At 72.6% G+C, this 26,147-nt stretch carries 25 protein-coding genes, 1 pseudogene and 1 riboswitch; of the genes and pseudogenes, 17 read left to right on the top strand and 9 right to left on the bottom strand.

Annotated features, from left to right (window positions below; translation table 11 throughout):
* The first annotated feature begins 25 nt into the window (after nt 1-25).
* Complete coding sequence (locus tag EDF27_RS06830; RefSeq protein WP_123702248.1) at nt 26-616, top strand: DNA-3-methyladenine glycosylase I; 591 nt, start codon at nt 26-28, stop codon at nt 614-616.
* A gap of 32 nt (nt 617-648) precedes the next feature.
* Nucleotides 649-1,479, top strand: coding sequence for a DJ-1/PfpI family protein (locus EDF27_RS06825; RefSeq protein ID WP_185021612.1), 831 nt, complete (start codon nt 649-651; stop codon nt 1,477-1,479).
* Nucleotides 1,480-1,512: 33 nt separating this feature from the next.
* Here the strand turns inward: EDF27_RS06825 and EDF27_RS06820 are convergent, their stop codons facing one another.
* Both EDF27_RS06820 and EDF27_RS06815 read right to left on the bottom strand, forming a co-directional pair.
* Entirely contained in the window at nt 1,513-1,983 is a 471-nt protein-coding gene (locus EDF27_RS06820) for a GNAT family N-acetyltransferase (protein WP_123702250.1), read from the bottom strand.
* Nucleotides 1,980-2,795, bottom strand: a complete 816-nt coding sequence (locus EDF27_RS06815; RefSeq protein ID WP_165931384.1) for a LysR family transcriptional regulator substrate-binding protein — start codon at nt 2,793-2,795, stop codon at nt 1,980-1,982. Before EDF27_RS06815 ends, EDF27_RS06820 begins: the two co-directional genes overlap by 4 nt.
* Nucleotides 2,796-2,828: 33 nt before the next feature.
* Between EDF27_RS06815 and EDF27_RS06810 the strand changes: the two genes are divergently transcribed.
* The 3 genes from EDF27_RS06810 to EDF27_RS06800 all read left to right on the top strand — a co-directional run bounded on the left by EDF27_RS06810 (nt 2,829) and on the right by EDF27_RS06800 (nt 4,629).
* A complete protein-coding gene (locus EDF27_RS06810; protein WP_123702254.1) occupies nt 2,829-3,218 on the top strand; it encodes a DUF5997 family protein in 390 nt (129 codons plus the stop codon).
* Between the two features lie 42 nt (nt 3,219-3,260).
* Nucleotides 3,261-3,767, top strand: coding sequence for a hypothetical protein (locus EDF27_RS06805; RefSeq protein WP_132047889.1), 507 nt, complete (start codon nt 3,261-3,263; stop codon nt 3,765-3,767).
* A 334-nt stretch (nt 3,768-4,101) separates the two neighbouring features.
* Nucleotides 4,102-4,629 (top strand): Lrp/AsnC family transcriptional regulator, encoded by a 528-nt coding sequence (locus tag EDF27_RS06800; protein ID WP_123655543.1) that lies wholly within the window; start codon nt 4,102-4,104, stop codon nt 4,627-4,629.
* Nucleotides 4,630-4,952: 323 nt separating this feature from the next.
* On the opposite strand, the gene EDF27_RS06795 is transcribed toward EDF27_RS06800, so the two are convergent.
* The gene (locus tag EDF27_RS06795; RefSeq protein ID WP_123702256.1) at nt 4,953-5,384 is read right to left on the bottom strand and encodes a GNAT family N-acetyltransferase; all 432 of its coding nucleotides are present in this window, start codon (nt 5,382-5,384) and stop codon (nt 4,953-4,955) included.
* Nucleotides 5,385-5,493: 109 nt separating this feature from the next.
* On the opposite strand from EDF27_RS06795, the gene EDF27_RS19910 reads away from it, so the two are divergent.
* The 7 genes and pseudogenes from EDF27_RS19910 (at nt 5,494) to ribH (ending at nt 15,378) form a co-directional block, all read left to right on the top strand.
* Nucleotides 5,494-6,894 carry a hypothetical protein gene (locus tag EDF27_RS19910; RefSeq protein WP_207909602.1) on the top strand — a complete coding sequence of 467 codons (1,401 nt, stop codon included), beginning with the start codon at nt 5,494-5,496 and terminating at the stop codon, nt 6,892-6,894.
* Nucleotides 6,895-6,977: 83 nt separating this feature from the next.
* The gene (locus tag EDF27_RS20045) at nt 6,978-9,098 is read left to right on the top strand and encodes a hypothetical protein (RefSeq protein WP_132047887.1); all 2,121 of its coding nucleotides are present in this window, start codon (nt 6,978-6,980) and stop codon (nt 9,096-9,098) included.
* 156 nt (nt 9,099-9,254) lie between these two features.
* Entirely contained in the window at nt 9,255-10,679 is a 1,425-nt protein-coding gene (locus EDF27_RS06780; RefSeq protein ID WP_132047885.1) for an alpha/beta hydrolase-fold protein, read from the top strand.
* A 20-nt stretch (nt 10,680-10,699) separates the two neighbouring features.
* Nucleotides 10,700-13,207, top strand: a complete 2,508-nt coding sequence (locus EDF27_RS06775) for a DUF2156 domain-containing protein (protein WP_132047883.1) — start codon at nt 10,700-10,702, stop codon at nt 13,205-13,207.
* Nucleotides 13,208-13,264: 57 nt separating this feature from the next.
* Nucleotides 13,265-13,399: riboswitch (FMN riboswitch) on the top strand.
* A gap of 109 nt (nt 13,400-13,508) precedes the next feature.
* Nucleotides 13,509-14,159: a riboflavin synthase gene (locus EDF27_RS06770; protein WP_123655538.1), complete on the top strand. Its 651-nt coding sequence runs from the start codon at nt 13,509-13,511 to the stop codon at nt 14,157-14,159.
* A gap of 86 nt (nt 14,160-14,245) precedes the next feature.
* A pseudogene (gene ribB, locus EDF27_RS06765) lies at nt 14,246-14,839 on the top strand (3,4-dihydroxy-2-butanone-4-phosphate synthase); the annotation flags it as partial.
* Nucleotides 14,840-14,889: 50 nt separating this feature from the next.
* Entirely contained in the window at nt 14,890-15,378 is a 489-nt protein-coding gene (gene ribH, locus EDF27_RS06760) for a 6,7-dimethyl-8-ribityllumazine synthase (RefSeq protein ID WP_123655536.1), read from the top strand.
* A gap of 303 nt (nt 15,379-15,681) precedes the next feature.
* Here ribH and EDF27_RS19610 read toward each other — a convergent pair whose 3' ends face one another.
* From EDF27_RS19610 to EDF27_RS06740, 6 genes are all read right to left on the bottom strand, one after another.
* The gene (locus EDF27_RS19610) at nt 15,682-15,852 is read right to left on the bottom strand and encodes a hypothetical protein (protein ID WP_165931383.1); all 171 of its coding nucleotides are present in this window, start codon (nt 15,850-15,852) and stop codon (nt 15,682-15,684) included.
* A 67-nt stretch (nt 15,853-15,919) separates the two neighbouring features.
* Nucleotides 15,920-16,468, bottom strand: coding sequence for a TetR/AcrR family transcriptional regulator (locus EDF27_RS06755; RefSeq protein WP_123655535.1), 549 nt, complete (start codon nt 16,466-16,468; stop codon nt 15,920-15,922).
* A gap of 56 nt (nt 16,469-16,524) precedes the next feature.
* Complete coding sequence (locus EDF27_RS06750) at nt 16,525-17,298, bottom strand: carbohydrate ABC transporter permease (RefSeq protein WP_243698241.1); 774 nt, start codon at nt 17,296-17,298, stop codon at nt 16,525-16,527.
* A gap of 12 nt (nt 17,299-17,310) precedes the next feature.
* Nucleotides 17,311-17,442, bottom strand: coding sequence for a hypothetical protein (locus EDF27_RS20230; protein WP_279433183.1), 132 nt, complete (start codon nt 17,440-17,442; stop codon nt 17,311-17,313).
* Entirely contained in the window at nt 17,439-18,482 is a 1,044-nt protein-coding gene (locus tag EDF27_RS06745) for a sugar ABC transporter permease (protein ID WP_123655534.1), read from the bottom strand. The genes EDF27_RS20230 and EDF27_RS06745 overlap by 4 nt, the downstream gene beginning before the upstream one ends.
* Nucleotides 18,479-19,780: an extracellular solute-binding protein gene (locus EDF27_RS06740; RefSeq protein WP_243698240.1), complete on the bottom strand. Its 1,302-nt coding sequence runs from the start codon at nt 19,778-19,780 to the stop codon at nt 18,479-18,481. Before EDF27_RS06740 ends, EDF27_RS06745 begins: the two co-directional genes overlap by 4 nt.
* 183 nt (nt 19,781-19,963) lie before the next feature.
* On the opposite strand from EDF27_RS06740, the gene EDF27_RS06735 reads away from it, so the two are divergent.
* From EDF27_RS06735 to EDF27_RS06715, 5 genes are all read left to right on the top strand, one after another.
* A complete protein-coding gene (locus EDF27_RS06735) occupies nt 19,964-22,006 on the top strand; it encodes an aldo/keto reductase (RefSeq protein WP_132047879.1) in 2,043 nt (680 codons plus the stop codon).
* Nucleotides 21,985-23,055 (top strand): LacI family DNA-binding transcriptional regulator, encoded by a 1,071-nt coding sequence (locus tag EDF27_RS06730; RefSeq protein ID WP_132047877.1) that lies wholly within the window; start codon nt 21,985-21,987, stop codon nt 23,053-23,055. Before EDF27_RS06735 ends, EDF27_RS06730 begins: the two co-directional genes overlap by 22 nt.
* A 191-nt stretch (nt 23,056-23,246) precedes the next feature.
* The gene (locus EDF27_RS06725) at nt 23,247-24,770 is read left to right on the top strand and encodes an MFS transporter (RefSeq protein WP_132047875.1); all 1,524 of its coding nucleotides are present in this window, start codon (nt 23,247-23,249) and stop codon (nt 24,768-24,770) included.
* Nucleotides 24,771-24,950: 180 nt separating this feature from the next.
* Nucleotides 24,951-25,460, top strand: coding sequence for a flavin reductase family protein (locus tag EDF27_RS06720; RefSeq protein ID WP_123702266.1), 510 nt, complete (start codon nt 24,951-24,953; stop codon nt 25,458-25,460).
* Nucleotides 25,461-25,505: 45 nt separating this feature from the next.
* Nucleotides 25,506-26,120 carry a superoxide dismutase gene (locus EDF27_RS06715; protein ID WP_123655526.1) on the top strand — a complete coding sequence of 205 codons (615 nt, stop codon included), beginning with the start codon at nt 25,506-25,508 and terminating at the stop codon, nt 26,118-26,120.
* The last annotated feature ends 27 nt before the right edge of the window (nt 26,121-26,147 follow it).

Below are 26,147 nucleotides of genomic sequence, written 5' to 3'. Positions count from 1 at the left end.
CGGTGCGGGGCGGCAGGATGGGGGCGTGAGTGAATTGGTGACCGGGGACGACGGCCTCGCCCGACCCGTGTGGGCGTCGACGGACCCGATGCTCCGCGAGTACTACGACACCGAGTGGGGCATGCCGGTGCGTGACGAGCGTGGTGTGTTCGAACGGCTCTCGCTCGAGGCGTTCCAGTCCGGGCTGTCCTGGCGGACGATCCTCGCCAAGCGCCCCGCGTTCCGGCTCGCCTTCGCGGACTTCGACGCGGACACCGTCGCCGGCTTCGGTGAGGACGACGTCGCCCGGCTGATGGCCGACGCCGGCATCGTCCGCAACCGGGCGAAGATCCTCGCGACGATCACGAACGCCAACGCGACCGTCGCCCTGCGGGACGACGGCGGACTGTCGGAGTTCGTGTGGTCGTTCCGGCCGGCGACGACCCCGGAGCCCGTCACGTACGCCGACGTCCCGACCAAGAGCGACGAGTCGGTCGCGCTGTCGAAGGCGCTCCGGAAGCGCGGGTTCGCCTTCGTCGGGCCGACCACGATGTACGCGCTGATGGAAGCGCTCGGCATCGTCGACACCCACCTGGTCGGCAGTCACCGCCGAGGCACGTCGGGTGTCTGGGCGTAGCACCTCGGGCGTCTGGGCGTAGCGTCGCGCCCATGACCAACGAGCACCAGGACCCGCGGACCACCCCGAACCCGCGTGTGACACCGGTCACCCCGGTCGACGCCGAGCACGTGGACGTCCCGATCGACGTCGACGTCCCGGCGCCCGACGCCCTCGCCGAGGACGCCACCGTCCCGGAGCACGACCCGGCCGAGGTCCGGATCGCGTTCCTGCTCTTCCCGGACGTCACCCAGCTCGACCTGACCGGTCCGGCGCAGGTGCTCAGCCGCGTCCCGGGAGCACGCGTGCAGTACGTCGCCGCGACGCTCGACCCGGTGCCGACCGACTGCGGGTTCTCGATCGTGCCGACGGCGACCTTCGCAGACGCCGACCCCGCGGACGTCCTCGTCGTGCCGGGTGGGGACGGGGCCTTCGACGCGATGCTCGACCCCGTGGTGATCGACTTCGTCCGGCGGGAAGCCGAGCGTGCGACCTGGGTCACGTCGGTGTGCACGGGGGCGTTCGTGCTCGGTGCCGCGGGTCTCCTCGCGGGCAAGCGTGCGACGACGCACTGGGCCTCGAAGCCGATGCTGGCCGCCTTCGGTGCGACGACCGTGGACGAGCGGATCGTCGACGACGGGTCGATCGTCACCGCGGCCGGGGTGAGCGCCGGCATCGACATGGCGCTCTGGTTCGCTGCCGAGCTCGCCGGTCAGCCCGCGGCGGAGCGCATCCAGCTGTACATCGAGTACGACCCGCAGCCGCCGTTCGACGCCGGGTCCGCCGACCGCGCGGACGCCAGGGGCGTCGCGGAGGCACGTGCAGCCGCCGAGGACGCCCGGGGCGACCGGGTCGCACGGGCAGCGGCCGCGATCATGCGCTGACCGCTCGGGCAGCACGGCACCGCGCAGGGGAGCTCAGGCCAGCGGCAGCTTCATCTGCACGGCCGTGACGCCGTAGCCGAGGCGCTCGTAGAGCTCCTGCGCACCGGCGTTGTAGCCGAAGACGTTCAGCCCGATGCTCGTCGCGCCCTCGTCCTTCGCGATCCGGTGCCCGGCCTCGAGCGCCCGCCGCGCGTGTCCCTGCCGACGGTGTGCCGCGTCGATCTCCACGTTGAACACCCACCAGTCGGCGCTGCCCGGCGTGAACGGCCCGATCCAGAGGTACCCGACCACGGTGTCCGCGCCGTCGACGACGTCCCACACGTGGTGCCCGTCGAGCGGCGTACCGCCCGGGAACCACGTGTCGAGGGACTGCTGCTTGTTGGCCTCGGCCTGCTCGCGGGTCTCACCCGCGACCATCCGGGACTCCACGTACTCGGCCATCGTCGTGTCGAGCCAGGCCGGCAGCCGGTCGGCCGGCATCGTGACGAGACGGGTCGCCGTCACCGGTTCCCCTTCGACCCGCGGCTCGGCTTCCCGCGCATCTTCCCGCGCCCGGGCTTGGGGCTCTTGCTGCTCTTGGAGCCCTTGCCCGAACCGGACTTCGCGCCCCCGGGGGACTTCGCCTTGGCCTTGCCCCCGGCGGCATCGCCCTTGCCGGTGCCCTTCGAGCCGGACGCGCCCTTCGACCCGGACGCGCCCTTCGACCCGGCACCGGCCGTGGACCCGCCACGTGCCGACGGCGAGCCGTCGTCGGGGTCGCGATCCGGGCCTCCCGTCTGCCGTGAACTGTTGGCGGTCCTGCCACGCACCACGCCGATGAACTCCTCGGTGAGCTCGGACGCGTCCTCGTCCCGCCAGACCAGCGCAACGCGCGTGCCGGGGGAGTCGGCGAGCGGACGGGCCACCAGGTCCTTGCGGCTGGCCTTCCGGAACAGTGACTGGGGGAGGACGACCACGCCGACGTTCGCCTCGACGAGGTCCAGCGCACCGTCGACGTCTGCCGGGACGGGGCCCGCGTCGATGACGTGCACGTCCGCGAGGTCCGTCGCGGTCAGCTCGGACGACTTCGCCAGCGCCGAGTCCTTCGGGGTCGCCACGACCGCGGTCTCGGTCCAGAGCGGGATCGCGTTGTGGTCCTCGGAGACGGGGACCCGCGCGAAGACCATGTCGACGTCGCCGGCGAGGGCATCGTCGACGTCATCCTGGCCGATCGGACGGAGCAGGAGCTCGACGGAGGGGAAGCGGTCACGCCACACCCGAGCCCACTTGGCCGGGGACACCCCGGGCACGAAGGCGATGGTCAGTGCCGCGGTCATGCAACCGAGCATAGGGGCCGTACTCTGGTCACCATGGCGCAGGAACAGACGATGAAGCCCGAGACGGCCGCGAAGAAGCTCGGGATCCTCCTGTCGGCCGCTCCGGAGTCCTTCCGCGACGCGCCCGTCACGCGGACCGCGTTCGAGGAACTGCGGACCCAGCCGCCGGCATGGCTCGAGGACCTCCGTCGCGACGGCCCGCACCCGCGACCCGTCGTCGCGCAGAAGCTCGGCGTGTCCATCTCCGGCCTGAGCCGTTCCGGGATCGAAGAAGCCCTGACCACGGCCCAGATCAAGGACCTGCTCGTCGAGAAGCCCGAGTGGCTCGTGCAGGAGCGCGCCACGCAGGCCGCCGTGCACGCGGAGAACGCCCGCGTGAAGCAGGAACGCGCCGCGAAGGCCGCTGCCCGCGCCGAGGGCTGACCCGCCCCGACCCATCCACCCCGGACGCACCGAGGACCGCCCGTGCACGAGACCGTCGCCGACGCCATGCTCGTCGTGCCGCAGTTCGCGTCCGTGTGCTGCATCTTCGGCGACCGGTACCGCCCGCGCCCCGGGGTGATCGTCCCCGCCGCGGTGATGCTCGTCGCGATGGTCATGCCGGTGGTGCACGCCGGCGCGTCGTGGACGCTGCTGGCGGCGACGGTGCTGCTGCTCCTCGCCCCGCTGCCCGTGATGCGCCGTCGTCGCGCCGACGGTCGTCGTGCCGAGCCGATGGACGTGCACCGGGCGCTCTCGTCGGTCGTGATGGCCGGGATGCTCCTGATGGGACACGCGACCGGGCTCGCCGACGGGCACGCCGGACACGGGATCGCGTTGACCGCGGTGCTCGGCGGCGGCGTGATCGGGTACTGCGCGTTCAGCGGGTGGCTGCTCCGGTACGAGTGGGCGCGCGAGGACCGGCGGGCGGTCCGGAGCGGCGAGGTGTTCGCGATGACGGTCGCCGTGATCGGGATGACGCTCGCGATGTAGGACAGGTGCGGGGCTGCGGCGCGGGTCGGCGGTGCGGGTCGGGCGCCGTGCGCTGAGCGTCGAGTGCGCAGTAGTGGCGGTGTTCCTCCACGGAGCGGCACCACTTCTGCGCACTCGACGGCCCCGGCGGCCCCGGCGGCCCCGGCGGCCCCGGCGGCCCCGGCGGCCCCGGCTGGCCCGGCGGGCCACGGCGGCCCCGGCGGCCCCGGCTGGCCCGGCGGGCCACGGCGGCCCGGCGGCCCGGCGGCCCCGGCGGGCCCGGCGGGCCACGGCGGCCCGGCGGCCCGGCGGCCCCGGCGGGCCCGGCGCCCGACCCGCGCGCTACGGTGGTCGCGTGACCGACCGCCCCGTCCGCCGTCCCGATCCGGCCCCGCGCCTCGACGAGGTCGACGAGCGGATCCTCTGGACCCTCGCGGCTGACGCCCGGATGCCGAACAACCGGCTGGCCGCCGCGGTCGGGATCGCCCCGTCGACGTGCCTGGCGCGGGTGCGGGCACTCGAGGACGCCGGCGTGATCCGGGGCTACCGCGCGGACGTCGACGTCGCCCGGCTCGGGTTCTCGATCGAGGCGATGGTGTCCGTCCGCGTGCACGCCGCCGCCCGGCACGAGCTCCGGGAGTTCGCCAAGCGGCTGCTCCGCGTTCCCGTCGTGCTCGACGTGTCGTTCCTGGCGGGGGACAAGGACTTCCTCGTGCACATCGCGTGCACGTCGACCGAGCAGCTCCGGGACTTCGTCGCCGACGAGCTCAGCGGGGACCCGTCCGTCGCGACGACACAGACGAACATCGTGTTCGAGCGGCTCGTGGCGGACCGGGAGCGGCAGGCGCGCTCCTACGACGAACTCCGGCGCTGGCGCGCCTGACGCTCCGCGCGGAGCCCCGCCCGCAGCCCCGCCCGCAGCCCCGCCCGTAGCCCCGCCCGCAGCGCCGCCCGCAGCCCCGCCCGTGGGTGGTGATTTCGTGCGTAGTCGGCTGTTTCTTTCGAGCAGGTACGCGGGAAACCACTTCCCAGCGCGAGCGTGATGGGAAGGAACGCGCATGCCGGCTCGGAACGAGCAGCGCGGACGGGAGGCTCGGCTCCGCTCCGCCCCGCGGCCCGCGCCCGGCGCTCGGCTCGGCCCCGCCCGCACGCAGCCCCGAGCCACCGCCCGCGGCGCAGCCCCGAGCCCCTGCCCGCGCCCGCCGCTCAGCGCGTCCGGGTCATCGGGAGGTGCGGGATCCCGTCCTCGAGGAAGTCGTCGCCCGAACGCACGAACCCGAACCGGCCGTACCACTGCTCGAGGTGCGCCTGCGCGTCGATGTGCACGACGGGGGAGCGGGTCTCGGCGATCGCGGCCTCCATCAGGCTCGCCGCCAGTCCGGCGCCGCGGGCGTGCGCGGCGGTCGCGACCCGGCCGATGCGCTCGCTGCCGTCGGGCTCGCGGAGGAGCCGGAGCGTCGCGTCGACCGAGCCCTCGCCGGCCCAGAACTGGACGGTGCCCGGCTCCAGGTCACGGCCGTCGATGTCCGGGTACGCGCACCCCTGCTCGACGACGAAGACGTCCTGACGCAGCCGGAGGACCTCGTGCAGGGTGACGACGTCGAGGTTGCGAGTTGGGGCGCTGAAGATCGAGGGCATGCCGCTGGTTCCTGACGGTTTCGTGGGAGAGCTGGTGCGCGATCGCCGCGAGGGGCGTACCGTGCCGATCAACCACTCTACGTGCGCAGCCAGACCAGGAGGTGAGCGCATGGACAAGCCGTTGCGCGCACCCTGGCGCGCTGCGATCCGGTACGCCTTGCTGGGCACCGGGGTGAGCGCCGCCGGTGTGCTGCTCTCGCTCACGTTCGGCGTGCACGCCGCCTCCGCAGCCGAGGCGCCGGCATCGTCCACGTCGCAGTCGTCGCACTCGTCCGGCCTCGTCGGCGGGATCGCCCGCGGTCTCGGGGACACCGTCCACGGAGTCGCCGGAGGAGTCGGACAGGTCGTCGGCGGAGTCGTCGACCCGGTGCGCGACGCCGTCCGTCCGGCGGCCCCCGCCCCCGCTCCGGCAGCGCCGGCCCCGGCGGCCCCCGCTCCGGCAGCGCCCGCTGCACACGTGCCCACTCCCGTGGCTCCCGCTGCGCCGGCTCCACACACGCCCGCTCCGGCAGCACCTGCGCCAGCGGCTGCCGCGCCCACGCGCCCAGCCCCGGCATCGCCCGCTCCGGCACCGCAGCCGTCGAGCACGATGCCCGCGACGACCCCGGCGGCCACGACTCCCGCAGCCCCGGCCACCTCGGCCCCCGCGACCGCCGCCCAGCCGGCGGGACCGGCCCCGGCGACGGTGCCGACCACCCCCGCGACGGCCTCCGGCGAGACGGCGGCGAGCACGGCCTCCAGTCCGCTGCTCGGCACCGTCGCAACCGTGCTCCGCCCCGTCACCGGGACGGTCCAGGGGCTCACCGGCGCACGTCCGGTCACGACCGTCGTCAGCACGCTCGACCACGTGGTCGGGGCGCTGCCGGTCGTCGGGACCGTGCTCGGGGACGACACCCTCGGCACCGTGACGGCACCCGTCACCGGGCTGGTCGACGACACCCTCGGCGGCGTCGGGACCGTGGTGGGGACGGTTCCGGGGATCGTCGACGGCTCGTCGCCGCCGCCGCTCGTGACCCTGCCTGGAGGCTCGGCACCCCTCCCACAGACACCCCTGCCCACGATCGGTGGCGGGTCCACCGCCGTGGCCGGTCCGAGTGCATCCGTGACGCTCGGTGCCGTGGCGTCCGGCGTGGCGGAGGCTCCGACGACCGCCGCTGCGGCTGGTCCGAGCGCTGCGGCGACGATCGCGGGCAACCACCCGGCGACCGTCGTCTCGGCGTCCGCCCTGCGCGCCACGTCGTCGTCGGCAGCGCCGGAGTCGGCGTCGCTCGGCGGTGCAGCCCTGCTGCTGCCGGACGGCCGTACCCCCGGAGACTCGCCGCTCGGTGGCGGCTCCGGTTCCGGACTCACCGGCAGCACCTCGACCTCCGGCTCGGCCGGCGCGGGTGTCGTCGGCACCGTCGGCGCCAGCGCCGACCAGGACCCCCTCGCCGCGGGGACACGCGGCACCATCGCCGACGACGCCGTCCCGGCGTCCGCAACCGGCGACCACGACGTCGCTCCTGACTGAGATCGGTGCACCTGCCCCCACGGCAGGAAGCGCACCACCGGCCGCGACCGCGGTCGGGAACATCTCGATCAGGAGTGATGACCATGAACAAGTACGTCTCCAGAGGGCTGTGGTTCGCCCTCTTCGTCGGTGGCCTGACGCTCGGAGGTGCTGCTGCGGCGAACGCGGCGACGACCTCCGGGGCTGACGGCACCGTGTCCGGGACCCAGGTGGCGCCGTCTGTCGACGCACCCGTGTCCGTCGCCGGGAACGCGCTCGGCCTGCTCGGCGACGCGGTGTCGTCGGCGGTGTCGGCGCCGGCTGCTCCGGCTGCTGCTCCGGCTGCTGCTCCCGCTGCTGCACCCGCTGCTGCCGCTCCCGCTGCTCCGACCACCTCGGGGGCGGACGGTGTCGCGTCGGGGACCCAGGCGGTCCCTTCCGTGAGTGCGCCCGTGGCCGTCGGGGGCAACGCCGTCGCGGTGGGTGGTGACGCGGCGTCGACCTCGTCGGCGCCTGCGGCTGCCGCGCCTGCTGCTGCGGCGCCTGCTGCTGCGGCGCCTGCCGCTCCGGCTGCTGCGCCTGCGGCCCCGGCCACGTCCGGTGCGGACGGGGTCGCTTCCGGGACCCAGGTCGCCGGCGATGTGGCCGCGCCGGTCGACGTCTCCGGCAACGCGGTGTCGGTCGGTGGTGACGCCGTCGCGGCGTCGCCGGCACCGGCTGCCACTGCGCCTGCCGCTGACGCTCCCGCAGCTCCGGCTGCTGCTGCACCGACGACGTCCGGGTCGGACGGCACCGCCTCGGGGACGCAGGTCGTCCCCACGGTGTCGGTCCCGGTGACGATCGCCGGCAACGGGATCGCGCTGCTCGGGGACGGGACCTCGACTGGGACCTCCACGGCGGCTCCGGCCGCTCCGGCGGCTGCGTCGGGCGGATCCACGTCGGGCGGTTCCACGTCGGGCGCTGACGGCACGGCGTCCGGCACCCAGGTGTCGCCGCTCGTCTCGATCCCGGTGACGATCTCCGGCAACGGGATCGGCCTCCTCGGCGATGCGAGCTCCACCGGCTCGTCGTCCGCCAGCGCTCCTGCCGCTCCCTCCGTGGGTGACTCCTCGACGACCTCCGGGTCGGACGGGATCGCTTCGGGCACCCAGCTGACGCCGGCCGTCTCCCTGCCGGTGACGGTCTCGGGGAACGGGATCGGTCTCGTCGGTGACGGGTCCAGCTCGGGTTCGACCACGACGGTCCCGGCGACGGGCACCGGCACGGGCACGGGCACGTCGGCCGGCACCGCTGGTTCGACGGATGGTTCGGATGGTGTCGCTGCTGGCACGCAGGTGTCGCCGGTGGTGTCGCTGCCGGTGACGATCGGTGGGAACGGGATCGGTCTCGTCGGTGACGGGTCCAGCTCGGGTTCGACCACCACGGTCCCGGCGACGGGCACCGGCACGGGCACGGGCACGTCGGCCGGCACCGCTGGTTCGACGGACGGTTCGGATGGTGTCGCTGCTGGCACGCAGGTGTCGCCGGTGGTGTCGCTGCCGGTGACGGTCGGTGGGAACGGCATCGGTCTCGTCGGTGACGGGACCAGCTCGGGCTCGACCACGACGGTCCCGGTGACGGGCACGGGTACGGGAACGGGCACGGGTACGGCGGGTAGCACCTCCGGTGACGGTCGTCTCCTCTCCGGGACGCAGATCGTGCCGGTGATCGGGCTGCCGATCACCATCGGTGGGAACGGCATCGGCATCATCGGTGACGGGACCAGCACCGGGACGACCACGACGCCCGGTGACGGCACGACGCCTGGTGACGGCACCGACCCCGGTGACGGCACCGACCCCGGTGACGGTACGACCCCTGGTGACGGCACCGACCCCGGTGACGGCACGACGCCTGGTGACGGCACGACGCCTGGTGACGGCACGACCCCCGGTGACGGTGGCTCGACCCCCGGTGACACGACCACCCCGGTCGGTGACGGCGGCTCCGGCTCGATCGTCACGGCGGACGTCGTGACCACCGCCGGCACGACGGGCGTCACCGCGACGACCGCTGTCGCCGCACAGGTGTCGACCCTCGCTGCTCGTGCAGCGGCGACCGCAGCGACCAGCACGCCCGCCGGTCTCGCGTACACCGGGGCGACCTCGCCGGTCCTGCCCGCGGTGTTCGCACTGCTGCTGCTCCTCGCCGGCGCCGGGACGCTCGTCCTCCGACACCGCCGCTGAGCACGGTCCACGCTGAGGGGCACCGGTCCGCCGGTGCCCCTCAGACCCACGCCTGGGAAGGAGCAGGACAGTGTCTGGGGGACGGTGATGGCGATGCTGTGAACAGCGGAAGCGCTCCGGCAGGCGCCCGGGAGCCGCGGAGCAGGACGATGAACCGTGTTCACCGCGCTCCTCCGCCTGCCGATCGTCTCCCCGGCCGTGCTGGTCCCCGTCGACGTGGTCGCGGGACTCCTCGTGCTCTGGGTGCTCCTCGGTCGTCGTCGCGGCGTCCTCGCCCGTGCCACGGGCCTCCTGGCGGGGGCGGCGCTCGGCCTCGTCGTGATCTGGTGGTTCGGCGACGTCCGGGACGATTTCGGCGTCGACTTCACGCCGGTGACCCGGATGTGGCTGACGTTCGCCAGCGGAGCGCTGGGGCTCTGCGCCGTCGTCGCCGTGCAGACCCTGCGGAGCGCGCAGACCGCGCAGACCGCGCAGAGCGCGCGGAGCGCGCAGAGCGCGCGGACCGCGCGTGGCCGCGGCTTCCTGTCCGACGCACCGGAGCCCCGCCGCGCGGTCCGACGCCGCCTGTCCACCGCGATCGGAGCCACCGCGGTCGTCGCGCTCGCCGCCGGGCTGGGCGTGAACGTCGACTTCGGCGCCTACCGGACGATCGGGCAGGTCGTGACCACGAACCCGTACCCGGCAGGCACCCTCGGACACGAACACGCCGTGTCGGCCACCCCGCAGACCGTGGACACCGCAGCGTGGAGGGCGCCCGCCGGCATGCCTCGTCACGGCAGGACCCTGTCGGTGCGGATCCCCGGCACGGTGTCGCACTTCCGCGCACGGAAGGCGGTGGTGTGGTTGCCGCCCGCGGCGCTGACCCCGGACCCGCCGACGCTCCCGGTGCTGATCGCGCTGTCCGGGCAGCCCGGGCAGCCTGCGGACATGTTCCAGTCGGGCGATCTCGGCCGCACCCTCGGCGCGTACGCCAGCGCGCACCGGGGTCTCGCGCCGATCGTCGTCGCACCCGACCAGCTCGGCGCACCGGGGCGGAACCCGATGTGCGTGGACTCACGGGGTCTCGGGCGCAGCGCGACCTACGTGATGACCGACACGGTGCACTGGATCAGGACACACCTCGACGTGGCGTCGACGACGGCCGGGTGGGGGATCGCCGGGTTCTCCGAGGGGGCCACCTGCGCGATGCAGTTCTCGACCGGACACCCCGAGGTCTTCGGCACGGCACTGGCGATCTCGAGCGAGCTCGCACCACGGAACGGATCGGAGCAGCACACTGTGCAGGTGGGGTTCAACGGATCCGAGGACGCGTACCGTGCGGCGGCACCGATCGCCACCATGCACCGGTACGGCCCCTACCGCGACCACCTCACCGTGTTCGGGTTCGGGCAGGACGATGCGCCGTACCGGGCGTCGACGACCGCGCTCCGCGCGGCAGCCGTGCGCGCGGGCATGCAGACGGAGCTCATCGTGTCCCCGGGTTCGGCGCACGACTGGAACACGGTGCGGTACGTGCTCGCGCACGGGCTGCCGCCGGTCCTCGCGCACCTCGGCCTCCCCGCGACGGCGGGCCCCCGGTGACCCGTGGCGGCGGACGCCCGATGACCCGCGAGGGCGGGCCCCCGGTGACCCGCGACGAGCGCCGTGCAGCGACGCGCAGCTCCGCCGGCGCCACGGTCACCCGCACCCTCCGCCGGTACCCCGTCACCGCCGTGATCGTCGCCCTCGTGGTCGCCACATCCGCCGTGGGCATCGCGATGCGGGTGTCGCACGCGACGAGCACCACGGAGTCCTTCGGCCCGCTCCGGGTCTTCGCGGTCTCGACGGGTGCCGCCGCGCTCCTCCTCACCCTCGCCGGGGTCGTCGTGCTCGTCGGTGCGTCCGAGCGCCTGATGGGGTCGTGGCGGACGGCGGTCGCGTTCGTCCTGACGACCGTCGTCGGCACCGGGCTCGGTGCGCTGAGCGCGTTCGTCGACCTGGACGGCCGGGATGTCGGAGCGCTGCTCCTCGGGCGGGCGACGAGCTTCGACCCGTGGACGGCGGTCGTCGGGACCGTCGCCACCGCGAGCGCCTTCGCCGGTCCGCTGTGGCGCCGCCGGATCCGGGTGAACACCCTGGCGGTCGTCGCAGCGCTCTTCCTCTACGCCGGGCACGCGTCCGACCTGTACGCGGTGCTCGCGGCGGGGGCCGGGTGGGCGCTCGGCGAGCTGCTCCGCCGGACGCCGAAGCGCACCGGGTGGACGCGGAGCTCCCACCGGGAGACGCGGGTGCTCCTCGGCACCGTCGTGCTGGTGTCGGCGATCGGCCCGGTGATCGCCCTGGTGTCCCGGGCCCGGGTCGGGATCCTCGCGCCGATCGCGGCGGTCGTCGGCTCCGGCCCGGTGACGCCGGTCTCCGGCTGCACGTCCGACACCGCCGGCGCGGTGGCGAGGACCTCGGGGGAGTGCCTGCGCGGCCTCCTCGCGTACCGCGCGACGGACCCGTGGACGCTGCTCCTCGCGGTCCCGCCGCTCCTCGTCCTCGTCGTCGGTGGGCTCGGGCTCTTCCGCGGCAGCCGGTTCGCCGTCTGGCTCGTGGTGGTCGTCGACACGGTCACGGCCGTCGCTGCCGCCGTCACGTACGGTGCGGTGCAGGGGCGGCTGCAGGGCGTCGAGGACCGGTTCCTCGTCACGCTCTCGATCGCCGCGTCCGTCGTCGTCCCCCTCGCGACCGCCATCGTGCTGGTCGTCCTGCGGCGGTCGTTCACCGTGCTCCCGACCCGGCGCCGGGTCGTCGGGTTCGCGGTGGTCGTCCTCGTCGCGGCCGGTGTCCTCGTCGCCGCGATGCTGGTCGTCGCGGACGCCTCGCCGACCCGTGTCGAAGACCCCTGGCGGATCGTCGTCGCCGCGCTCGGCCCCGTCGCACCGGTCACGTTCTGGGAGCAGGTGCCGGCGCTCGACCCCGGCCTGCGGTTCACCCTCGGGATCGCCGGCCCGCTGCTCTGGCTCGTCGTCGCCATCGCCGCGATCCGGCCCACCGGAGCGGCGCCGCAGGACACGGACGCCGACGGCACCCGCGCGGCGCGCGACCGCGCCCGTGCCCTCCTGACCGCGGGCGGTGGCGACACCTTCGGGTGGATGACGACGTGGCGCGGCAACGCGTACTGGTTCGCCGAGGACGGCCGGGCGGGGGTCGCGTACCGACGGAACGGCACCGTCGCCGTGACGCTCGGTGGTCCCTTCGGCTACGCCGACGCGCGGGTCCCGGCGCTCGCCGCCTTCGCCCGCCACTGCGACGACAACGGCTGGACGCCGGTGTTCTACGGCGTCGACGAGGCGGTCGCCTCGCCGCTGCGCGCACTCGGCTGGGGAACGCTGCCCGTCGCGGAGGACGCCGACTTCGACCCCCGCAACTGGACGACCAGCGGGAAGAAGAAGCAGGACGTCCGCACCTCGGTGAACCGCGCCGCGCGCGAGGGGACCACCGCGACGTGGGCGAGCTGGCAGGACCTGCCGGCGGCGACGACGCGGCAGATCGAGGCGATCTCGGAGGAGTGGGTCGCGGACCGCGAGCTCCCGGAGATGGGCTTCACCCTCGGCGGGGTCGACGAGATGCGGGACCCCGCGGTCCGCACGCTCGTGGCGCAGGACTCCGGTGGCACGGTCCTCGCCGTCACGAGCTGGCTGCCCTCGTACCGCCAGGGACGGGTGGTCGGCTGGACCCTCGACGTGATGCGGCGGACGGGCGCGGCACCGAACGGCGTCATGGAGTTCCTCGTCGCGAGCGCCGCCGACCGGATGCGCACCGACGGGATCGAACGGCTCAGCCTCTCCGCGGCACCCCTCGCGCAGGCACCCCCCGCGCCGGCGCCCCAGTCACAGGCGCAGGCGCAGGCGACCGATGGCGTGCAGACCCTCCTCGACCTCGTGGGCGGTGTGCTCGAGCCGGTCTACGGGTTCCGCTCGCTCCTCCGGTTCAAGCTGAAGTTCGGCCCGGAGCTGCACCCGCTGGTGCTCGCGTACCCGGATCCGGTCGCGCTCCCGGCGATCGGCGTCGCGGTCGTCCGCGCGTACCTCCCCGACCTGTCCCTCCGACAGGCCGTGGCCCTGGCGCGCGGCCGGAACGCATGACGGTTCGTGACCCCGGCAGCGCCGCCGTCGCACGCCTGGGGTATCGTTCCGGGTACGCAAGCGCTCCGGGGTCGGTGTAATTCCGAACCGGTGGTGACAGTCCACGAGCGTCGGACGGGTGAACTCCCGGCCGGTGCTGACTCGGTGAAACTCCGGGACCGACGGTGAGAGTCCGGATGGGAGGCGCGCTGGCGGAAGGCACGACCGAACCCGGAGACCCTTCACGGATCCCGGACCGGGCGTTCCTGCCGCTCTGCCGACGACCGTCGTGCACACCCGGAGTCCCGTTGAGAGGACACCAGTGTTCACCGGCATCATCGAGGAACTCGGCACCGTCACCGCCGTCGACCAGCGCGGCGACTCCGTCGCGCTCACCATCCGTGGCCCGCTCGTGGTCGCGGACGCGCAGCACGGCGACTCGATCGCGACGAGCGGCGTCTGCCTCACCGTCGTCGAGCAGACCCCGGACACCTTCACGGCGTTCGTGATGAAGCAGACGCTCGACATGAGCGCGCACGGCTCCCTCCGCGTGGGGGACCCGGTCAACCTCGAGCGCGCGGCCTCCGTCGGCGACCGACTCGGTGGCCACATCGTCCAGGGGCACGTCGACGGCACCGCGACGGTGCTCGAGACCGCGGACGGCGACGGGTGGCGCCGGGTCCGGTTCGCGCTCACGCCGGAGCTCAGCCCCCTCGTCGTCGACAAGGGCTCGATCGCGCTCGACGGCGTCTCGCTCACGGTGAGCGCCGTCTCCACCGAGACGACCGCCCCGTCGGACGCCTGGTTCGAGGTCAACCTGATCCCGGAGACCCTCGCGGCGACGACGCTCGGCGACCGCGTCCCGGGCGACCGGGTCAACGTCGAGACCGACGTCCTCGCCCGGCACGTCCGGCGGATGCTTCGGCTCGACGCCGCCGCGCAGGTCCTGGAAGACAGTCTGGAGGCCCGGTGATGGTCGCCGAGACACGGCCCGTCGACGACGTGGCGACTCCGGTGCCCGGTGTCGGCCACGAGTACGCCCCGGCACGCGTCCAGGGTCTGGCGAGCATCGACGACGCCGTCGCCGCCATCGCTGCCGGGCGTCCCGTGATCGTCGCCGACGACGAGGACCGCGAGAACGAGGGCGACGTGATCCTCTCGGCCGAGCTCGCCTCCCCGGAGTGGATCGCCTGGACCGTCGCGCACTCGTCCGGGTTCATCTGCGCCCCGGTGAGCGCCGCGATCGCCGACGCGCTGGACCTCCCGCCGATGGTCGAGACCAACGAGGACCCCCGCGGCACCGCCTACACCGTCACGGTCGACGCCGCCGCCGGGATCACGACGGGCATCAGCGCGCACGACCGTGCCCGAACGCTCCGGGTCCTCGCCGACCCGACGTCGGTCCGCGCCGATCTGCACCGCCCCGGGCACGTCGTCCCGCTGCGGGCGCGCCCCGGCGGCGTCCGCGAACGCGCGGGCCACACCGAAGCCGCGATCGAGCTCGTCACGGCCGCCGGGCTCCGTCCGGCCGCCGCGATCTGCGAGATCGTCGACGAGGACGGCAGCATGATGCGTCTGCCGCGCCTCGTCGAACTCGGGGCACGCGCCGGCGTGCCCGTCATCACCATCGCCGCACTCGTCGAGTGGCTCGACGCGGCAGACCGGGCGGCGACGGACGTCGCCCCCACGGAAGGAACAGCACGATGAGCGGAGCAGGCGCGGCAGACCGCGACCAGGTCGACGGCAGCGGCATCCGGGTGGCGATCGTCGCCGGGCAGTGGCACGACACGATCGCGGCGGGGCTCCTCGCCGGAGCCCAGCGAGAGGTCGAGCGCCTCGGCGCCGAGGCCACCGTGCTCCCGGTCCCCGGCAGCTTCGAACTGCCGGTCGTGGCGAAGACGGCGCTCGAGAACGGCTTCGACGCCGCGGTCGCCCTCGGCGTGATCATCCGCGGGGGCACCCCGCACTTCGAGTACGTGTCCGACGCGGCGACGAGTGGGCTCACCCGCGTGGCGATCGAGACCGGGAAGCCCGTCGGCTTCGGGGTGCTCACCCTCGACGACGAGCAGCAGGGCATCGACCGCGCCGGCCTGCCCGGCTCGAAGGAGGACAAGGGCGCCGAGGCCGCGCACGCCGCCATCGCGACCGCGGTCACGCTCCGCACCCTGCGCGGCGCCTCCGTCCCGGCCTGACCCACCCCGCGCCGACACCCGCGCTCCGCGCCGACACCCGCGCTCCGCGCCGACACCCGCGCTCCGCGGCGACACCCGCGCTCCGCGCCGGGCACCCGCGCTCCGCGCCGGTCGTCACGCACGCGGCCTTCGCGCCCCCGCGCAGACATCGCGCCCCGTCACAACGGGGCGCGATGTGCGTATCGGGGCGCGACCGCGACCAGGGCGCATGTCCGGAACGCGGTTCCGCAGGGGCGACGACGGCGCCCGGACGCAGAACGGGCCCCGCACCGAGAGGTGCGGGGCCCGTTCAGGTGCGCTGACTCAGCGCTTGCCGAACACGTGGATCGGCAGGAAGAACGAGAGCGACATGAGCAGCACGCCGCCCAGGAAGACGAATGCCTGGCCCGAGCTCACCTGGAACGCGACGCCGAACAGGTACATCGACACCAGCAGGAGCAGGATCGAGAAAACAGCGGCGATGACGCGGCCCACAGTGGTACCTCCGGAGATCAGGCGGGTGGATCGCCCCCAGTCTATCCCCAGGCAGGGGTGTGCTGGTTCACGCAGCGGGCTTCGTGGACACGAGTCGGTCCACCACGACCAGGAGTGACTCCATGTCGACGGTCGCGCGGTCGGGCCGGACGTCGCTCGCCGCTCCGAGCGAGGCGGCGTGGTACAGACCGTCGCCCATCAGCTTGATCGCCTGCGCGGTCGGGGCGTCGCCGAGCGCGTCGACGAGGGTCGCGAGCCAGGCGTTCTCGGTCTCGTCGAGGGTGCGGCCGGCCTCTTCGTACCCGGCCTGCTGCAGCCGACTGGCGGCGAGGAGCGCCAGGTCGAGCTCGCTGCCGACGAACTGGCAGTTGCGGACGAAGTACCGCGCGGGGCCGTCCTCGGCGTCCCGCATCCGGTCGACGTCGATCGCGGAGAGGTCGGCGAGCCGGTCGCAGAGTCCCTCGACCAGGGCCGCCTTCGAGCCGAAGTGGTAGAGCAGGCCGCCCTTGGACACCCCCGCCCGCGCGGCGACGGCGTCGAGGGTGGCGGTGCGCTCGCCCTCTTCGCAGACGATGGCGACGAAGCTGTCGAGGACGCGGTCGCGAGCACTTGCCATAGGGGGAGTCTAGGGAGTGCCGGGCGGCGGGACGCACTGCCCCGCCGCCCGCACCGTCAGCCCTTCAGCGCACCGGCCGCGATGTTCGCGATGAAGTGCCGCGACCCGATGATGAACACCCCGATCAGCGGGAAGACGCTGATCACCGCACCGGCCATCACCGCGCCGAGGTCGGTGGCGTTCACCGAGCTCAGCCCGGCGAGGGCCACCTGGAGCGTCTGCCCCTTCGGGTCGATCAGCACGATCAACGGCCAGACGTAGTCGTTCCAGGCGGTGATGAACGTGAAGATCCCGAGGAACGCGAGGCCACCGCGGAGCATCGGCACCGCGATCGACCACCAGGTCCGGAAGAACCCGGCGCCGTCGACCCGGGCGGAGTCGATGATCTCGTTCGGGATCGACCCGGTCGCGAACTGCCGGAGGAGGAAGATCCCGAACGCGTTCGCGGCTCCCGGGACGATGAGCGCCTGCAGCCCGCCGATCCACCCGAGGTGCGACATCAACACGAAGCTCGGCACCAGGGACAGGCTGCCGGGGACGAGGAACGTGGCGAGCATCACGGTGAAGAGCGACCGCTTGAACGGGAACTCGTACTTCGCGAACGCGAACGCCGCGAGCGAGTCGAACACCATCACGAGGACCGCGGTGCTGCCGGCGACGATCACGGTGTTCAGCAGCGCCCGGAGCATGTCCACGTTCGCGAACACCGACGCGACGTTCGCCATCGCGTTGCTGCCGAACCACATCGACGGCGGGTACCCGAAGATCTCCGCGTTCGTCGACGTGGACATCACGAGGAGCCAGTAGAACGGGAAGATCGAGAGCACCACCCCGACCACCAGTCAGACGTGGGTGACGAGCGTCCCGACCCAGCCGCGGCGGAAGCCGTGGCGCCGGTCGTCTCCGGCGGCACCGGGGCGCCCGAGGGCGGCGGCGGTGTTCGTGGTCGTGGTGGTGGGCTGCGTCGCGGTCATGCGTCGACCCCCTTCGTGGTCGAGCGGACGGGACGGACGGTGCGCGCGGTCCGCAGACGCCTCGGTGTCTTCAGGCCGTCGCGTTCGCTGAGCAGGCGCCAGTTGATGATCGCGAAGACCACCGAGAAGAGGAACAGCACCCAGGCGATCGCCGACCCGTAGCCGAAGTCGAACTGGTTGAACGCCTGCTCGTACTGGTAGAGCACGATCGTCATGCCGGCCTCGTCCGGGCCACCGACCGAACCGCCGTTGAACAGGATCTGTGGCTCGGTGAAGAGCCCCAGCCCGCCGATCGTGGACGTGATGAGCGTGAACAGGATCACCGGCCGGAGGAGCGGGACGGTGATGCGGGAGAAGATCTGCCAGGTGTTCGCGCCGTCGACCTTCGCGGCGTCGTACAGCTCCGTCGGGATCGACTGCAGCCCGGCGAGGTAGATGATCGCGTTGTAGCCGGTCCAGCGCCAGATCACCATCACCGAGATCGTGACCTTGATGCCCCAGTACGACGACAGCCACCCGACCGGGTCGGCGCCGAGCGTCCGGAGCGCGGCGTTCACCAGGCCGAAGCCGTCGGAGAAGACCGAGCCGAACACGATCGCCATCGCGACCATGCTCGTGACGTTCGGGATGAAGAAGGCCACCCGGTAGAAGCCCTTCGCGCGGATGTTCCCGTGCAGCAGGAACGCCAGCACGAGCGCCAGGAAGAGCATCGGGATCGTCGACATGATCCAGATGAGGAACGTGTTCGCGACGGCGTTCCAGAAGCGCGGGTCGCCGAGCAGGTACTCGTACTGCGCGAACCCGACCCACGCGGGCGCGCCGATGCCGTCCCAGTCGGTGAAGGACAGCACGATCGAGAACACGATCGGGAAGAGCCCGAAGACGAGGAACAGGACGTAGAACGGCGCGATCGCCACGTACTGCGGCCAGAACCGACGGAGACCGAACCGCTTCCCGGTGGCAGCGGTCGTGATGGAGGAGGTGGGCGTCCCGACGACGGCGGGGATGCTCGTCGTGGGCGGGGCCTGCTTGGTGCTCATGCGGCGACCCCGCGCTTCTCGAGGACACGGTTGGTCTGGTCGACGGCGTCCTGCCAGGCCCGGTCCGGGTCCTTGCCGGCGGCCTCGACGTTGGTGATCTCGGTCGCGAAGGCGCCGATGAAGCGTTCGTTGTTCGAGATGTAGGTGACGGGGACGTCCATCGCGGTGTCGCTGAAGAACCCGAGCGGGTCCTGGTCACCGAAGAAGTCCCCCGGGTTCTGCATCAGGCCGTTCTCGAACGACGACGGCGTCGACGGGAACAGCTGGATGTCGTTGTAGGTGTGCGACTGCACCTCGGGGGAGGTGATCCACTGCGCGAAGGCCACGGCGGCCGCGGGGTTCTTCGACGTCTTCGGGACGGCGAGGAACGAGCCGCCGCTGTTGCCCGGACGCTCCGGCTGGCGTGCGATCCGCCACTGCCCGGACGAGTCCGGCGCGGTGTCGTGGATCACCTGCGTCCACCAGGCGCCCTCGATCTGCCCCGCCACGCGGCCCGACACCCACCCGGCGTTCTGGTCGGTGCCGGACTGCAGGTTGCCGGTCACGCCGGACTTCGCACACGCGACGGCGTTCTCCCACGCCTTGCGGATGCTGCTGTCGTCCCGCTCGAACACGGGCTGGTCGTCGCGGTCGAAGTACCGGGTGGGACTGGCGTAGACGTACTGGTTGAAGAGCTGGTTCGCGGTGATCACCGTCGCGACGTCGGCCTTCTTGCGGAGCGTCGCGCCGAGCTTCCGGAAGTCGTCCCACGTGGTGATCGAGGCGGACACCTCGTCCGGGTCGGTCGGCAGTCCGGCCTTCGCGAGGACGTCCTGCCGGTAGAAGAACCCGGTGGGCCCGGTGTCGACCGGCCAGAAGCACTGCCGGCCGCTCGGGGTGGTGCCGAGGGCGCGCTTCCAGTCGTAGTACTCGCTCTTCTTCGCGGTGCCCCCGTGCTCGTCGAAGTCGGTGAAGAGGTCCTCGTCGGGGAAGTACAGCCAGCAGTTCGAGTTGACCATGAGCACGTCGGGGATGAACGCGTTGCCGGCGAGCGCGGTCCGGAACTTCGTGTCGTACGACGCCCCGCCGATGAGATCGGGGCGGAGGCGCATCGGCCGGTGCCCGTCGATCCCGGCAGCGGCCCGCTTGAGGAACTTCGGGTCGAGCGACCGGTTCCAGTACCAGAGGACGAGTTCGTCGGGGTCCTTCGAGATGGACGTGCCGGTCGAACACCCGGCAAGGAGGGCGGCGGCGCCGAGGGCACCTGCGCCGGCGAGGAACCCCCGCCGGCTGAGACTGATCGATGGCGTTGCTGTCACTTCTGGACCTGCTCTCGTCGTTGAGATCGGTTGCCGTGAACGCTCGACCGTGAACGCTCACGAAGTGGATCAGAGCATGCTCTGACCGACACGCCGTGTCAAGCAACGATTGCGTTGCGGCACCGGGGCGGGCGCGTTACCGTCGTCGTGACCGTGAAGGTTCACGAGACGAACAGGATCCGCATGTCAGCGCAGACCGCGACCACCGCAGGCACCCCGACCGGGGCCACCCACGACACCCCGGGATGGGCCGTCCTCGGGCCGGGCAGCATCGCCCGCCGCTTCCTCTCCCAGCTGCCCGCGAGCGCTGCCGGGGCCACCCTCGTCGCCGCCGGCAGCTCCTCGACCGAGCGGGCGCAGGCCTTCGCGGACGACGCCGTCGAGCACGGCTTCGCGGACGTCGCCGCCCGCACCTACGACGAGGTCCTGGCCGACCCGGACGTCGACGCCGTCTACGTCTCGACCGTGCACACCGGGCACGCGCACCTCGTGCTCGCCGCGCTCGCCGCGGGCAAGGCCGTCCTCTGCGAGAAGCCGCTGTCGCCGAACCACGGCACCTCGATGGCGCTCGCGGACGCCGCCAGGCAGGCGGGGCTCCCGCTCGTCGAGGCGTACATGTACCGCTTCCACCCGCAGACCGCCGCGCTCCTCGACCTCGTCCGCCAGGGCGCGATCGGCGACGTGACCCACATCGACGCGTCGTTCGCGTTCCGCGCCGGGTCCCGGACCGGTCGACTGTTCGACGTCGACACCGCGGGTGGCGGCATCCTCGACGTCGGCGGCTACCCGGTGACGATGGCGGCTGCGATCGTCCAGGCCGCGACCGGTGTCGCCGTCGCCGAGCCGACCGAGCTCACCGCCGCGGGGACCCTCGGGCCGACCGGCGTCGACGAGTGGACCACCGCGACGCTGACGTACAAGGGCGGCATCACCGCCGACGTCCGCACCGGCGTCCGCGTGCAGGACGACAACGCCGTCACGGTGCACGGCACCACCGGCAAGATCACGCTCACCGACCCGTGGACCCTCGGCGACGACCCGACGATCGAGATCCGCACCGTCGACGAGGACCCGCGCACGCTGTCCTTCGCCGGTGCGAAGCCGTACGCGCTCGAAGCCGACGCCACGACCGCGGCCCTCGCTGCGGGTCGCGTGGACGTGCCCGAGTACACGGTCGACGAGTCGCTCGCCACCGCCCGCACGCTCGACAAGTGGCGCGCCGCGATCGACCTGCGCTACCCGTTCGAGGCCGAGGCCGCGGACATCCCCACGGTGAGCGGCCGCCCGCTGGCCGTGCAGGACGGCAACCCGATGCGGTTCGGGGAGATCCCCGGCGTCGGCAAGCGGATGTCCCGTCTGGTGATGGGCGTCGACAACCAGCCCGACCTGGCGCACGCCAGCGCCATCTTCGACCTGTTCGTCGAGCAGGGCGGCAACGTCTTCGACACCGGCTACATCTACGGCGGCGGGGTGCTCGAAGGGCGGCTCGGCAAGTGGATCCAGAACCGCGGCATCCGTGAGGACGTGGTCGTCATCACCAAGGGCGCACACACCCCGTACTGCGACCCGGAGTCCCTCAGCCGCCAGCTCCTGGAGAGCCTCGACCGCCAGGGCACCGACTACGCGGACATCTACATGATGCACCGCGACAACGAGGACATCCCCGTCGGGGAGTTCGTCGACGTCCTCGACGAGCACCGTCGCGCCGGCCGGATCCGTGTCTACGGTGGCTCGAACTGGAGCCTCGCCCGGTTCGACGAGGCGAACGCGTACGCCCGCGCCAACGGGAAGCACGAGTTCGAGGTCCTGAGCAACCACTTCGGCCTGGCCGAGGCGTACGACGTGCCGTGGGCCGGCTGCCGCCACGTCACGGACGCGGCGTCGAAGGCGTGGCTCGAGGAGCGTCAGGTGCCGCTGCTGCCGTGGTCGTCGCAGGCCCGCGGCTTCTTCACCGGCCGTGCGACGCCAGAGGACACCAGCGACGCCGAGCTCGTCCGCTGCTACTACTCCGACGAGAACTTCGAGCGCCTGCGCCGGGCGTCCGAGCTCGGTGCGCGGTTCGGCGTCCCGGCGACGGCGATCGCCCTGGCGTACGTCCTCAACCAGCCGTTCCCGACGTTCCCGCTCTTCGGACCGCGTACGATCGCGGAAGCCCGTTCCTCCATGACGGGGCTCTCCGTCGAACTCACTCCGGAACAGGTGGCATGGCTGGACCTCCGCGACTGACCGACGCCACAGGCGCAACCGACGCCACCGGCGCCGGCAGCGCCGGCCAGGTCAGCGACCACACCCCCGGCGGCCGGGCGACGATCATCGACGTCGCCACGGCCGCCGGGGTGTCCCGGCAGACCGTCACCCGTGCGATGAACGGGATGACCGGCATCAGCGCCGCGACGAAGGAACGGGTGCTCGCGGTCGCGGAGCAGCTCCGCTACCGGCCGTCGCGGTTCGGCCGGGGCCTCGTCACCGGCGGCGATCACCAGCTCGGGCTCGTGGTCAACGACCTCAGGAACCCGTACACCCCGCAGCTCGCGGCCTCGGTGTTCCAGCTCGCCGCCGAGCAGGGCTGGAACGTGATGCTCGCAGACGTCGACCTGGCGAGCGACCCGGACCGGATGGTCGCAGCGCTCGGTGCGCAGACGGACGTCGTGATCGGGTACTTCGGGGACCGCCGTGAGCGCTGGAACGACCTGCTGGGCACGGTCCCGATGGTCGAGCTCGACCCCTCCTCGGACCCGCCGACCGCCGCGGTCTGGATCGACCCGAGCGACGGGATCGAGGTCCTCGCCGACCACCTCGTCGCCACCGGCGTGCGTCACCCGGTCGTCCTCGACAACTCCTCGCCGGAGCACACGAGCGTGCGCGGCGTCCTCATGACGGATGCGCTCCGCCGCCGTGGCTACCTGCCCGACGTCGTGCACGCACCGCACGGCACCGCCGAGTGCGGGGCCGAGGAGACGGTCCGCATCCTCGGCCGGAAGCGTCGGCTCGACGCGATCCTGGCCTTCAACGACGTGATGGCGCTCGGCGTGCTGCAGGCCTGCCGTCGCGCCGGCGTCGACGTCCCCGGTGACGTGCGGGTCGTCGGCGTCGACGGGCTGCCGCTCGGCGCGCTCGTCTCGCCGCAGCTCACGACGCTGGCGGTGGACCTCGACGAGGTCGCCCGCGAGGCGCTCGACCTCGCCCTCGGCATGCTCGCGGGCGAGCTCCCGCGCAACGGTCCGACCGTGCAGCGCACGGTGCGCCACCGTCTGCTGCTGCGCGAGTCCGCCTAGCGACCGCGGGCCCTGGAGGGGGACAGGAGACGGCCTGGAGGCTCGTGGCGGCGTCGTCGCGAGCCTCCCGGCCGTCTCCTTGTTGCGTTTGCAACGTTACCCGTCCAGACGGTACAGTAGACGGGTCCTGCCGGGCGGCGTGACGACTTCCGCGCCCGGAGCAACACCCTCGAAGTCCGTGGAGCACCACCATGTCCGCACTCCTCACCAGCCCGATCGCCACCCGTGTCACCACGAGTCGGGCGCGACGGTTCCTGGCGCTCGCCGTGCTGATGCTGCCCGTCCTCCTCATCTCGATCGACAACACGATCCTGAGCTTCGCGCTGCCCTCGATCTCCCGCGCCCTCGACCCGGACGCCACCACCCAGCTCTGGATCGTGGACGCGTACCCGCTCGTGCTCGCCGGGCTCCTCGTCGTGATGGGCAGCATCGGTGACCGCATCGGGCGCCGGAAGATCCTGGTCATCGGTGCCAGCGGGTTCGCGCTGCTCTCGGTCGCCGCGGCCTTCGCCACCGACGCCTGGATGCTCGTCGCCGCCCGCATCGCCATGGGCGTGTTCGGTGCGATGCTCATGCCCGCGACGCTGTCGATCATCCGGAACGTGTTCCCGCACGCGGGGGAGCGTCGGATGGCACTCGCGGTCTGGTCGACCATGTTCGCCGCAGGCAACGCCCTCGGCCCGCTCGTCGGCGGCGTGCTGCTCGCGCACTTCCACTGGGGGAGCGTGTTCCTCGTCGCGGTGCCGATCCTCGTGCTCATGCTCGTCGGCGTGCCGTTCTGCGTGCCGGAGTCCCGCGACCGGAACCCAGGGCCGGTCGACGTCCCGAGCATGCTGCTCTCGCTCGGCACCCTCGCGCCGATCGCCTGGGCGATCAAGTCGATCGTGCACCCGGAGGAGCGTGGCCTCGCGATCGCGATGGTCGCCGTCGGCGTGCTCTGCGGCGTCGCCTTCGTGCGGCGGCAGCTCCGCACCCGCACCCCGATGCTCGACCTCCGGCTGTTCCGCAGCACCGCGTTCACGGGCAGCGTCCTGATGAACATGGCGGCGATGTTCTCGCTGACCGGGTTCCTGTTCTTCATCGCCCAGCACCTGCAGCTCGTCGCCGGGCTCGACCCCTTCACCTCGGGCGTCGTGCTGGTCCCCGGGTCGGTGCTGACCATCGTCGCCGGACTCGTCGTCGTGCCGATCGTGGCCCGGGTCGCACCGCGCTGGGTCGTCGCCGTCGCGCTGCTGTTCTCGGCGGCCGCGTACGGGATGGTCGCGGTGCTCGGGCACCACGCGTCGATCGTGGCGCTGGCGTTCGCGTTCGTGCTGCTCGGCATCGGGATCGGCGCGTCCGAGACCGTCACGAACGACCTCATCATCTCGACCGCCCCGGCGGACAAGGCCGGCGCGGCCTCGGCCGTGTCCGAGACCGCGTACGAGATCGGTGCGGTGCTCGGGACGGCCGTGCTCGGGACGATCCTCGCGACCGCGTACCGGGCGCACGTGTCGGTGCCGAGCGGGCTGTCGTCCTCGGCCCACACGGCGGCGCAGGAGACGCTCGGTGGTGCGGTGTCCGCGGCGACCTCGCTCGGCGGGTCGGCCGGTCAGGCGCTGCTCGACTCGGCGCGGGCGGCGTTCGACTCCGGCGTGACGATCACGTCCGGCGTCGCCGCGGTGCTCATGGTCGTCGCCGCTGCCGGCGCCGTCGTGATGCTCCGGCGGCGCTGAAGTGCCGCACCCCGCACCGTGCGACGCCGCCGCTCCGCGTCACACGGCGTCATCCGGCACGCCCGGGATGAGGCGAACCTGGGAATCGTTGACCTCAACATAGGTTGAGGTCCTACGTTGGGAGATGCCCGCCAGGACAGCGGGTCACCCACTCCCGAACGAGGAACGACCACGACTCCCATGCCCGAAGCAGCACCGGCCACCATCGCGGACGCGTACAAGTCGGCGTTCCGCGGTCACCCCGCCGGCGTCGCCGTCATCACCGCCGAGGGGCCCGACGGCCCGACGGGGCTCACCGCCTCGAGCGTGGCGAGCGTCGCGATCGACCCGCCCGTCCTGGTCTTCTCGCTGTCCACCCAGTCCGGGTCGGCCGGCATCGTCCTCGGAGCCCCGCTGTTCGTCGTGCACCTGATGGACTCGCACGGCGTCGCCCTGGCCAAGCGCTTCGCGTCAACCGGCAGCCCGGCGGCCGACGACCCGATCTGGGGCACGCTGCCCTCCGGTGACCGCTACCTGCCGTCCGCCGCGTCCGCCCTCCGATGCCGTCCGCTCTCCACGACGCCGATCGGCAGTTCGACCGTGGTCGTCGCCGAGGTCCTGGACATCGTGCTCGGCTCCGAACGGGGCGAGCCGCTGGTCTACCACAACCGGGAATTCCACTCCCTCACCGATCGTTCCCGGCTCTCGTGAGCCGCGGAGCACCATCCGCCAATCCACTGATCGAAAGGAACTCACATGGCTGAGTACACCCTGCCGGAGCTGCCGTACGACTACGCCGCACTCGAGCCGCACATCAGCGGCAAGATCATGCAGCTGCACCACGACAAGCACCACCAGACCTACGTGACGGGTGCGAACACCGCGCTCCAGCAGCTCGCCGAGGCCCGTGAGTCGGGCAACCTGGCGAACGTGAACAAGCTCGAGAAGGACCTCGCGTTCAACCTCGGCGGTCACGTCAACCACTCGATCTTCTGGACCAACCTCGGCCCGGACACGAAGGTCCCGGAGGGCGAGCTCGCCGCTGCGATCGACGAGTTCTTCGGTTCGTTCGAGAAGTTCCAGGCCCAGTTCACCGCCGTCGCCACGGGCATCCAGGGCTCCGGCTGGTCCGTCCTCGCCTGGGACACCGTCGGCCAGAAGCTCACCACCTTCCAGCTGTTCGACCAGCAGGCGAACGTGCCGTTCGGCCTGGTGCCGATCTTCATGCTCGACATGTGGGAGCACGCCTTCTACCTCGACTACCTCAATGTCAAGGCGGACTACGTCAAGGCCGTGTGGAACATCGTCGATTGGGAGAACGTCGCGGCTCGCTTCGCGAACGCCAAGTCGCAGTCGTTCGTCACGCTCTGAACGCTCTGACCTGACGGACGGGAGGCC

It is taken from the genome of Curtobacterium sp. PhB136 (assembly GCF_004346855.1).
GTDB lineage: Bacteria > Actinomycetota > Actinomycetes > Actinomycetales > Microbacteriaceae > Curtobacterium.
The sequence above is the reverse complement of the archived record's forward strand: the minus strand, read 5'-3'. Positions and strand labels throughout refer to the sequence as shown.

Bases quoted from the DNA above. Each gene is read 5' to 3' on its own strand.
- EDF27_RS06825 (WP_185021612.1), top strand. From the start codon at position 649: ATGACCAACGAGCACCAGGACCCGCGGACCACCCCGAACCCGCGTGTG.
- EDF27_RS06815 (WP_165931384.1), bottom strand. From the start codon at position 2,795: ATGACCGCGGCACTGACCATCGCCTTCGTGCCCGGGGTGTCCCCGGCC.
- EDF27_RS06810 (WP_123702254.1), top strand. From the start codon at position 2,829: ATGGCGCAGGAACAGACGATGAAGCCCGAGACGGCCGCGAAGAAGCTC.
- EDF27_RS06795 (WP_123702256.1), bottom strand. From the start codon at position 5,384: ATGCCCTCGATCTTCAGCGCCCCAACTCGCAACCTCGACGTCGTCACC.
- EDF27_RS19910 (WP_207909602.1), top strand. From the start codon at position 5,494: ATGGACAAGCCGTTGCGCGCACCCTGGCGCGCTGCGATCCGGTACGCC.
- EDF27_RS20045 (WP_132047887.1), top strand. From the start codon at position 6,978: ATGAACAAGTACGTCTCCAGAGGGCTGTGGTTCGCCCTCTTCGTCGGT.
- EDF27_RS06775 (WP_132047883.1), top strand. From the start codon at position 10,700: ATGACCCGCGAGGGCGGGCCCCCGGTGACCCGCGACGAGCGCCGTGCA.
- ribH (WP_123655536.1), top strand. From the start codon at position 14,890: ATGAGCGGAGCAGGCGCGGCAGACCGCGACCAGGTCGACGGCAGCGGC.
- EDF27_RS06755 (WP_123655535.1), bottom strand. From the start codon at position 16,468: ATGGCAAGTGCTCGCGACCGCGTCCTCGACAGCTTCGTCGCCATCGTC.
- EDF27_RS20230 (WP_279433183.1), bottom strand. From the start codon at position 17,442: ATGACCGCGACGCAGCCCACCACCACGACCACGAACACCGCCGCCGCC.
- EDF27_RS06745 (WP_123655534.1), bottom strand. From the start codon at position 18,482: ATGAGCACCAAGCAGGCCCCGCCCACGACGAGCATCCCCGCCGTCGTC.
- EDF27_RS06735 (WP_132047879.1), top strand. From the start codon at position 19,964: ATGTCAGCGCAGACCGCGACCACCGCAGGCACCCCGACCGGGGCCACC.
- EDF27_RS06730 (WP_132047877.1), top strand. From the start codon at position 21,985: ATGGCTGGACCTCCGCGACTGACCGACGCCACAGGCGCAACCGACGCC.
- EDF27_RS06725 (WP_132047875.1), top strand. From the start codon at position 23,247: ATGTCCGCACTCCTCACCAGCCCGATCGCCACCCGTGTCACCACGAGT.
- EDF27_RS06720 (WP_123702266.1), top strand. From the start codon at position 24,951: ATGCCCGAAGCAGCACCGGCCACCATCGCGGACGCGTACAAGTCGGCG.
- EDF27_RS06715 (WP_123655526.1), top strand. From the start codon at position 25,506: ATGGCTGAGTACACCCTGCCGGAGCTGCCGTACGACTACGCCGCACTC.